Annotated in this window: 10 protein-coding genes; 3 read left to right on the top strand and 7 right to left on the bottom strand. The window is 52.3% G+C overall.

Annotated elements, in window-relative coordinates; genetic code table 11:
- Positions 1 to 175: 175 nt before the first annotated feature.
- Positions 176 to 640 (top strand): anaerobic ribonucleoside-triphosphate reductase-activating protein, encoded by a 465-nt coding sequence (gene nrdG / locus EQY_RS0118050; RefSeq protein WP_001106233.1) that lies wholly within the window; start codon positions 176 to 178, stop codon positions 638 to 640.
- On the opposite strand, the gene EQY_RS0118045 is transcribed toward nrdG, so the two are convergent.
- From EQY_RS0118045 to pmbA, 4 genes are all read right to left on the bottom strand, one after another.
- Positions 641 to 931: a type II toxin-antitoxin system RelE family toxin gene (locus EQY_RS0118045; protein WP_001105429.1), complete on the bottom strand. Its 291-nt coding sequence runs from the start codon at positions 929 to 931 to the stop codon at positions 641 to 643.
- Positions 921 to 1,163 (bottom strand): type II toxin-antitoxin system RelB/DinJ family antitoxin, encoded by a 243-nt coding sequence (locus EQY_RS0118040; protein ID WP_000212715.1) that lies wholly within the window; start codon positions 1,161 to 1,163, stop codon positions 921 to 923. The genes EQY_RS0118045 and EQY_RS0118040 overlap by 11 nt, the downstream gene beginning before the upstream one ends.
- 191 nt (positions 1,164 to 1,354) lie before the next feature.
- On the bottom strand, positions 1,355 to 1,741 hold the full coding sequence (gene cybC / locus EQY_RS0118035) for a cytochrome b562 (protein ID WP_001232258.1): 387 nt from the start codon (positions 1,739 to 1,741) through the stop codon (positions 1,355 to 1,357).
- 181 nt (positions 1,742 to 1,922) lie between these two features.
- Positions 1,923 to 3,275 carry a metalloprotease PmbA gene (gene pmbA, locus EQY_RS0118030; protein ID WP_001162186.1) on the bottom strand — a complete coding sequence of 451 codons (1,353 nt, stop codon included), beginning with the start codon at positions 3,273 to 3,275 and terminating at the stop codon, positions 1,923 to 1,925.
- 93 nt (positions 3,276 to 3,368) lie between these two features.
- Between pmbA and yjgA the strand changes: the two genes are divergently transcribed.
- Positions 3,369 to 3,920 (top strand): ribosome biogenesis factor YjgA, encoded by a 552-nt coding sequence (yjgA, locus tag EQY_RS0118025; protein WP_000166265.1) that lies wholly within the window; start codon positions 3,369 to 3,371, stop codon positions 3,918 to 3,920.
- Positions 3,921 to 4,005: 85 nt separating this feature from the next.
- Here the strand turns inward: yjgA and mpl are convergent, their stop codons facing one another.
- Entirely contained in the window at positions 4,006 to 5,379 is a 1,374-nt protein-coding gene (gene mpl / locus EQY_RS0118020) for a UDP-N-acetylmuramate:L-alanyl-gamma-D-glutamyl-meso-diaminopimelate ligase (RefSeq protein ID WP_001219777.1), read from the bottom strand.
- A gap of 175 nt (positions 5,380 to 5,554) precedes the next feature.
- Here mpl and fbp point away from each other — a divergent pair, with 175 nt between their 5' ends.
- Positions 5,555 to 6,553: a class 1 fructose-bisphosphatase gene (gene fbp / locus EQY_RS0118015; protein ID WP_000853753.1), complete on the top strand. Its 999-nt coding sequence runs from the start codon at positions 5,555 to 5,557 to the stop codon at positions 6,551 to 6,553.
- Between the two features lie 32 nt (positions 6,554 to 6,585).
- Here the strand turns inward: fbp and yjfF are convergent, their stop codons facing one another.
- Positions 6,586 to 7,581, bottom strand: a complete 996-nt coding sequence (yjfF, locus tag EQY_RS0118010) for a galactofuranose ABC transporter, permease protein YjfF (RefSeq protein WP_000596004.1) — start codon at positions 7,579 to 7,581, stop codon at positions 6,586 to 6,588.
- Positions 7,568 to 8,319, bottom strand: a 752-nt coding sequence (locus tag EQY_RS0118005; RefSeq protein WP_000408080.1) for an ABC transporter permease, incomplete at its 5' end; no start/stop codon positions are given. The genes yjfF and EQY_RS0118005, both read right to left, overlap by 14 nt.

Here is an 8,319-nt window from a genome sequence, read left to right as displayed (position 1 = left end):
TCACCCTAACCCTCTCCCTCAGGGAGAGGGGACCGTTCCGTGCCCCTTCTTGACTCCCGACATAATGAGTTGCCTCTAGCCAGTTGGTGTCGTCGCAAGGTGGCAAATGCGTAAGCCTCAGAGGACTTCGCCCCGTACGCACCAGAGCAGTCATGGCGTCAATTGAGAAGCGAAAATGAATTATCATCAGTACTATCCTGTCGACATCGTCAACGGCCCCGGCACTCGCTGCACTCTGTTTGTCTCCGGGTGTGTTCATGAATGCCCCGGTTGCTATAACAAAAGCACCTGGCGGGTAAATTCCGGTCAGCCATTTACCAAAGCAATGGAAGACCAGATCATTAACGATCTGAATGACACTCGTATCAAACGCCAGGGTATTTCCCTCTCCGGCGGCGATCCGCTGCATCCGCAAAACGTGCCGGATATTCTGAAACTGGTACAACGCATCCGCGCCGAGTGTCCGGGTAAAGACATCTGGGTGTGGACAGGCTATAAACTCGACGAACTCAACGCTGCGCAAATGCAGGTTGTTGATTTGATTAACGTGCTGGTCGACGGCAAATTTGTGCAGGATTTAAAAGACCCTTCCTTGATCTGGCGCGGCAGCAGCAATCAGGTGGTGCATCATTTGCGTTAATCACTCATCCAGCCGTTTAGTCGCGTCTTCATAAACGGCTGAGTTCTCTCTCTTACCAATAGCTATCACCAACACGAGCAACTCTTTATCGTTAACCTGATAAACCAGGCGATATCCCTGTGTGTGCAGCTTAATTTTGTAGCAGTCCGGTAAATCCCGCAGTTTAGCCGATGGATTGCGCGGCCTTTTCAGCACATCCTCAAGCTTTTTTTTAAATTGTTCCAGGACTGTCACGCCCAGTTTTTGCCACTCTTTCAGCGCCCGCAGATCAAAAGCCAGCTCATAGTTCATCCAGTCGGACCTTAATGGCCTCTTGTGGGTTGGCCAGTCGTTCCCTGACAGTGCGTAACAAGGCTTCTTCACTATCACTGACAGTGAGCGTTTTTACCGGCATTCGTCCATTTTCCGCAACGTACTGAAACAGCAGCCGCACTGCTTCAGTAGGCGTGATATTTAATTTTTCCAGCACCGCATAAGCCTCATTTTTCAGTTTGTCATCCAGGCGGACGTTAAGTGTGGCCATTATGCCTCCGGTAATTATGAAAAGTGTAATGCATTATAGCATTACATATGCATTACATTCATTTCTGGAAAACGCCTCGCAAAAATGAGGACGACACGCAGGAATATGCCGTGGTGAAGATAGATATTGCGGTGATTTTACGAAGGGAGAAGAAAGCGTTGGGCGGTAACGTTTCACCGCCCAATAAGGAATTAACGATACTTCTGGTGATAGGCGTTGCGGGTCGTTTTCAGTTGCTCTGCGGCGGCCTGTGCTTCTTTGACTTTACCTTCATTAGCCAGCTTCAGCGCGTCGTCAATCTGACCGACCAGAATGTCGAAACCGTGGCGGAAGTCTTTCATCTCCGGGCTGTCCGGTGATTTGCCTTCCAGCTTCGGTGGCGTCGCTTTTTGCGCATCCAGCGCCGCAGCACGCATTTTGGTTAACGCGTCTTTGACTTGCGCCGCGTTATCGGCTTTTTCGACCACTTTTAAATTGTCGTTGAGGGTTTCCATATTGTCTTCCAGCTCAGCGGCAAACGACGCCGAACTGAATACCAACGAGGAGACTGCAAGAATAGCTAACAGGCTTTTACGCATTGCTCACTTCCTTTTTTATTTACACTTCATCCTTCACACTACCTCATCGACGGCTACGCTCATTCGCCCGAGTCACGTACTACGAGTACGCTCCCCGGCTCTCATTCACTTTCCGTCTCGATGCAGTGCGAATGATTTTGTGTAATTTTTTAGTTTAAGCGCGGCAGGTCGCGCCAGTTTTTTACTGTCCGGCGATTTTCATCTCCGGTAACAGAACAGAACCACACTGTATATTACTGCGTGTTTCAATATCGTTACCAACAGTGACGATATTGCGCCACATATCTTTCAAATTACCTGCGATGGTGATTTCGCTAACCGGATATTGGATTTCGCCATTCTCTACCCAGAAGCCCGCTGCACCACGGGAATAATCACCGGTAATTGCACTCACGCCCTGGCCCATCAGTTCCGTCACCACCAGGCCGGTGCCCATTTCTTTGAGCATCTGCTCAAAGCTGAGTCCTTGCCCGGCAATACGCCAGTTGTGGATGCCGCCCGCATGACCGGTACTTTTCAGCCCCAGTTTGCGCGCGGAATAGCTGGTCAGCAGCCACTGAGTCAGGATGCCATCTTTAATAATATCGCGACGCTCGGTACGCACCCCTTCGCTGTCGAATGGAGTAGATGCCAGCCCTTTCAGCAGATGCGGATGTTCTTCAATGGTCAGCCAGTCCGGCAGAATTTGTTTACCCAGCGAGTCGAGCAGGAAGGTGGATTTACGGTAGACAGCACCACCGGCAATTGCGCCAACCAAATGACCAAACAATCCGGTTGCGACTTCATTGGCAAAAATCACCGGCGCTTTCATGGTGGAAAGTTTACGCGGCGACAGTCGCGATAAAGTGCGGCGAGCGCAGTCTGCCCCAACCCACTCCGGCGTTTGTAGATCGCTCATCGCACGGCCAATGGTGTAGGCGTAATCACGTTCCATATCGCCATTTTCTTCGGCAATCACACAGCTGGAAAGTGAATGACGCGTTGAACAATAGCCCTGCAACATACCGTGGCTGTTGCCAAATACTTTGACGCCGTAGTGGCTGTTAAAGCTGCCGCCTTCGGTATTGGTGATGCGTTTGTCCGCCTGCAATGCCGCCTGTTCAGCACGAGCCGCCAGTTCAATGGCTTCATCCGGGGAAACGTCCGCAGGGTGGAACAAGTCGAGATCCGGCGCGTCAAAGGCCAGCAGCTCTTTATCTGCCACGCCTGCGTAAGGATCTGGCGAGGTATAACGGGCAATATCCAGCGCCGCCTGTACGGTGCGGGCAATAGCCTGCGGGCTTAAATCGGTGGATGATGCGCTACCTTTGCGGTTTTGGTGATAAACGGTGATCCCCAGCGCGCCATCGCTATTGAATTCGACATTCTCCACTTCACCATAGCGCGTGCTTACGCTAATGCCGGTGGTCTTGCTGACGGCAACTTCCGCACCGTCCGATTTGCCTGAGGCCAACTCCAGCGCAGTCGAAACTGCTTCTTCCAGAATCTTGCGCTGCGCTTCAACTTGAGAGATTACTTTCATTGCAAGTGCCATAATGTAGAGAGTTTCTCTGAAGTCTAACAGAGAACCGTTTTTCAGTGCGCATCTTAACTGGTAACATTAGCCTCTTTTTTTAAGGAGCCTGACATGACTAAGCAGCCCGAAGACTGGCTCGACGACGTTCCCGGTGATGATATCGAAGACGAAGACGATGAAATTATCTGGGTCAGTAAAAGTGAAATTAAACGTGATGCCGAGGAGCTAAAACGCCTGGGCGCGGAAATTGTTGATCTGGGGAAAAACGCGCTGGATAAGATCCCGTTAGATGCGGATCTGCGTGCGGCTATCGAGTTAGCCCAGCGTATTAAAATGGAAGGTCGCCGCCGCCAGTTGCAGCTCATCGGTAAAATGCTACGCCAGCGCGACGTAGAGCCTATTCGTCAGGCGCTGGATAAGCTAAAAAACCGCCACAACCAGCAGGTGGTGCTGTTCCATAAACTGGAAAACCTGCGCGACCGTCTGATCGATCACGGTGATGATGCCATCGCTGATGTATTGAATCTGTGGCCCGATGCCGATCGCCAGCAACTGCGTACTCTGATCCGCAACGCGAAGAAAGAGAAAGAAGGGAATAAGCCGCCGAAATCCGCGCGACAGATTTTCCAGTATCTGCGCGAGCTGGCAGAGAACGAAGGGTAAGTTTTGTTGTTGATATGAGTATGGTTTGCCGGATGCGGCGTAAACGCCTTATCCGGCAATGCTACCCCAGGCTGAAGCTTCAGAATTACTGCGCAGCTTCCGCCTTCTTCGCCAGACCATCCAGCAGTTTCTGATGAATCCCACCAAAACCGCCGTTGCTCATCACCAGAATATGGTCGCCTGGCTGGGCGGTTTTCACCACCATATCTGCCAACGCATCGACATCACCACTCCAGTGCGCAGGCTGAATACAGGCTTCTGCCACTTCAGCTACCTGCCACGGAATATGCGCCGGTTGCAGCAGGAAGACTTCATCGGCACGACCTAATGACGGTGCCAAATCGTCTTTGCAGACGCCCATCTTCATGGTGTTTGAGCGCGGTTCCAGCACGGCAATAATACGCGCCGTACCACCGACTTTACCGCGCAGCGCCGCCAGCGTTGCCAGAATCGCCGTCGGATGATGGGCAAAATCGTCATACACCGTCACGCCATTCGCTTCACCGCGTAACTCCAGACGACGACGAGCGTTGATAAACGACCCCAGTGCATTAGCAGCATCTGCCGGCGCAACACCAACATGGCGAGCCGCAGCAATCGCCATCAGGCCGTTGTGCATGTTATGTTCGCCAACCAGTGACCATTTCACCTCACCCACTTTTTCGCCGTCCAGCAATACTTCCCATTCGGAAGCATCGGTGGTCAGCTTTTTCGCCTGCCAGCGCCCCTGCTCGCCCACCTGTTCCTGATCGCTCCAGCAGCCCATCGCCATGGTCTGTTTCAGGTTGATGTCGTTTTCCGGCCAGATAATACGCCCCTGCCCAGGAACAATACGCACCAGATGATGGAATTGTTTCTGGATCGCTTTCAGGTCGTCAAAGATATCGGCATGATCGAACTCAAGGTTGTTGAGGATCAGCGTGCGCGGGCAGTAATGGACAAATTTGGAGCGTTTGTCGAAGAAGGCGCAGTCATACTCGTCCGCTTCGATAACAAAGAAGTCGCTTTCGCCCAGACGCGCCGAAACCTCAAAGTTTCCAGGCACACCGCCAATAACAAAACCCGGTTTATAGCCGCACTGTTCCAGAATCCAGGTCGCCATTCCCGCCGTGGTGGTTTTGCCGTGTGTACCGGCAACGGCCAGCACCCAGCGGTCGCGCAGCACGAAATCGTGCAACCACTGCGGCCCCGACATATACGGAATGTTTTTTTCCAGTACCGCTTCCACACACGGATTTCCACGGGTCATGGCATTACCAATAATCACCAGATCCGGCTGCGGATCGAGTTGGCTGGCATCGTAACCCTGAATCAGCTCAATGCCTTGCTTCTCAAGTAAGGTGCTCATCGGCGGATACACATTGGCGTCCGAACCCGTTACTTCATGGCCTAACTGGCGTGCCAGAATCGCCAGACCACCCATAAACGTGCCACAAATTCCTAAAATATGAATGCGCATACGTCATTATCCTTTTTTAATCTACCGCTCATTTTACGCATATGTCGGGCAAGTGAGAAACGCATTTCAGGATAATCCGTAATTTGCTGGCGCGATTCACCTGAGCGCAACATTCAGATTATTTGTTAAGATTGTTGCGGTCGCTTTACTCCATAAACATTGCAGGGAAAGTTTTATGAAAACGTTAGGTGAATTTATTGTCGAAAAGCAGCACGAGTTTTCTCATGCTACCGGTGAACTCACTGCTTTGCTGTCGGCAATAAAACTGGGCGCCAAGATTATCCATCGCGATATCAACAAAGCAGGACTGGTTGATATCCTGGGTGCCAGCGGTGCTGAGAACGTGCAGGGCGAGGTTCAGCAGAAACTCGATCTGTTCGCTAATGAAAAACTGAAAGCCGCATTGAAAGCGCGCGATATCGTTGCGGGCATTGCATCTGAAGAAGAAGATGAGATTGTCGTCTTTGAAGGCTGTGAACACGCAAAATACGTTGTGCTGATGGATCCACTGGATGGCTCGTCCAACATCGATGTTAACGTCTCTGTCGGTACGATTTTCTCCATCTACCGCCGCGTTACACCTGTCGGTACGCCGGTAACGGAAGAAGATTTCCTCCAGCCTGGTAACAAACAGGTTGCCGCAGGTTACGTGGTATACGGCTCCTCTACCATGCTGGTTTACACCACAGGATGCGGTGTTCACGCCTTTACCTATGATCCTTCACTCGGCGTTTTCTGCCTGTGCCAGGAACGGATGCGCTTCCCGGAGAAAGGCAAAACCTACTCCATCAACGAAGGAAACTACATTAAGTTCCCTAACGGGGTGAAGAAGTACATTAAATTCTGCCAGGAAGAAGATAAATCCACCAACCGCCCGTATACCTCGCGTTATATCGGTTCACTGGTTGCGGATTTCCACCGTAACCTGCTGAAAGGTGGAATTTATCTCTACCCAAGCACCGCCAGCCACCCGGACGGCAAACTGCGTTTGCTGTATGAGTGCAACCCGATGGCATTCCTGGCGGAACAAGCGGGCGGTAAAGCGAGCGATGGCAAAGAGCGTATTCTGGATATCATCCCGGAAACCCTGCACCAGCGCCGTTCGTTCTTCGTCGGCAATGACCATATGGTTGAAGATGTCGAACGCTTTATCCGTGAGTTCCCGGACGCGTAATCTCCTGCGCCTCTCCACACGGAGAGGCGTTTTTATCGCTGCGCAATGTTGACTCTTGTCACTGGTGAACTCTGACGATTCTCCCACAGCACCGTTAGCCCACGCTGTAAGGCAATAAAAATAAACAACAAAATGCCGATGGCGATTTTCGTCCACCATGAACTCAGCGTACCGTCAAAGTTTATGTAAGTCTGAATGAGTCCCTGAATCGCCACGCCAAACAGCGTCCCCAATACCGTCCCTACCCCACCACTTAACAACGTGCCGCCAATCACCACCGACGCGATAGCGTCCAGTTCCACACCTACGCCTGCCAGCGCGTATCCGGCCTGGGTGTAAATCGAGAAGACAATCCCCGCCAGCGTTGCCAGTCCGGTGGAAAGCATATAAATGCGAATCGTGGTGCTGCGGGTAGAAATCCCCATCAGGTTTGCCGACGTCGCGTTGCCACCAATGGCATACACCTGATTACCAAAGCGGGTGCGATGCGCGAGGAAAATACCGATAACCACGACCGCCAGCATCAGTAACCCCATCGCGCTTAAACGCCCACCGCCGGGAATTTTCCACGCAAGGCTTGAGAGTGTGTCGTAAATCGGATGGTTAATCGGGATCGACTCTTCCGAAACGAGATAGCTGACGCCACGCAAAAAGAACATTCCCGCAAGGGTAATAATGAATGCCGGGATCTTCAGCGCGTCGATCAGAAGCCCCATAAATGCGCCGAATGCACACCCCATCAGCAGCACCAGCGGGAAGGCCAATAGTGGTGAAATCCCAAAGTCGCCAATCACTTTTGCCAGAAACACGCCGGTAAAAGCGATCACCGAACCGACGGAAAGATCGATCCCGCCGGAGAGGATCACAAAGGTCATACCGACAGCAATAATCCCCAAAAAGGCGTTATCGGTCAGGATATTGCATATCACTCGCGTGGAAGCAAAACCGGGAAACTGCGTCAAGCAGTAGAGATAGCCCAGCACAAAAACGCCGATGGTGATCATCAGTGGCAAGTTACGTTTTATCACGGCTACGCACTCCTTTAATCAGACTGATAAAGCGTTGCGACTGGACAATCAGCACGCAAAGCACCACCACCGCTTTCACCACCTGGTTCATCTCTGGCGGAAAGCCCGAAAGTAAAATCCCGGTGTTCATTCCCTGAATGATCAGCGCCCCCACTACCGAAAGCAGCAGGTTAAAACGCCCGCCCATCAGCGATCCACCGCCGATCACCACCGCGAGTATAGCGTCCAGTTCCAGCCATAATCCGGCGTTGTTGGCATCGGCACCGCGAATATCCGCCGCCACGATAATGCCCGCGATTGCCGCACACAGCCCGCTCAACACGTAGGTAAGCATGACGATGATCCGCGTGTTTACTCCGGCATTTTTTGCCGCCCGAATGTTGATACCAACGGCTTCGATAAACATCCCCAGCGCCGTTTTGCGGGCCAACAGCCAGAACAGGAGAAGCGTCAGCACGGCGATAATGACTGGCGTTGGTAGGAACAGCAGCGATCCACTGCCGAACCACGAGAGATCCGGCGAGTTAAACGTGACGATCTGCCCGGAGGTGATCAGTTGCGCCACGCCGCGCCCGGCAACCATCAGGATCAGAGTGGCGACAAACGGCTGGATTTTGAGGATCGCCACCAGAATGCCGTTCCACAATCCCGCCAGGATGCCGGTTCCCAGGGCGCTTAACAAAACAATCGGCAGGCTGAATCCCGCCACCGTCATCGCGGCAGTTGTGGCTCCTGCGA

Source organism: Escherichia sp. TW14182, assembly GCF_000208525.1.
Lineage (GTDB): Bacteria > Pseudomonadota > Gammaproteobacteria > Enterobacterales > Enterobacteriaceae > Escherichia > Escherichia ruysiae.
Note: the sequence above shows the minus strand (reverse complement) of the source record. Positions and strands in the feature narration are given on the sequence as shown.

Bases quoted from the DNA above. Each gene is read 5' to 3' on its own strand.
- pmbA (WP_001162186.1), bottom strand. From the start codon at position 3,275: ATGGCACTTGCAATGAAAGTAATCTCTCAAGTTGAAGCGCAGCGCAAG.
- mpl (WP_001219777.1), bottom strand. From the start codon at position 5,379: ATGCGCATTCATATTTTAGGAATTTGTGGCACGTTTATGGGTGGTCTG.
- EQY_RS0118040 (WP_000212715.1), bottom strand. From the start codon at position 1,163: ATGGCCACACTTAACGTCCGCCTGGATGACAAACTGAAAAATGAGGCT.
- cybC (WP_001232258.1), bottom strand. From the start codon at position 1,741: ATGCGTAAAAGCCTGTTAGCTATTCTTGCAGTCTCCTCGTTGGTATTC.
- yjgA (WP_000166265.1), top strand. From the start codon at position 3,369: ATGACTAAGCAGCCCGAAGACTGGCTCGACGACGTTCCCGGTGATGAT.
- fbp (WP_000853753.1), top strand. From the start codon at position 5,555: ATGAAAACGTTAGGTGAATTTATTGTCGAAAAGCAGCACGAGTTTTCT.
- EQY_RS0118045 (WP_001105429.1), bottom strand. From the start codon at position 931: ATGAACTATGAGCTGGCTTTTGATCTGCGGGCGCTGAAAGAGTGGCAA.
- nrdG (WP_001106233.1), top strand. From the start codon at position 176: ATGAATTATCATCAGTACTATCCTGTCGACATCGTCAACGGCCCCGGC.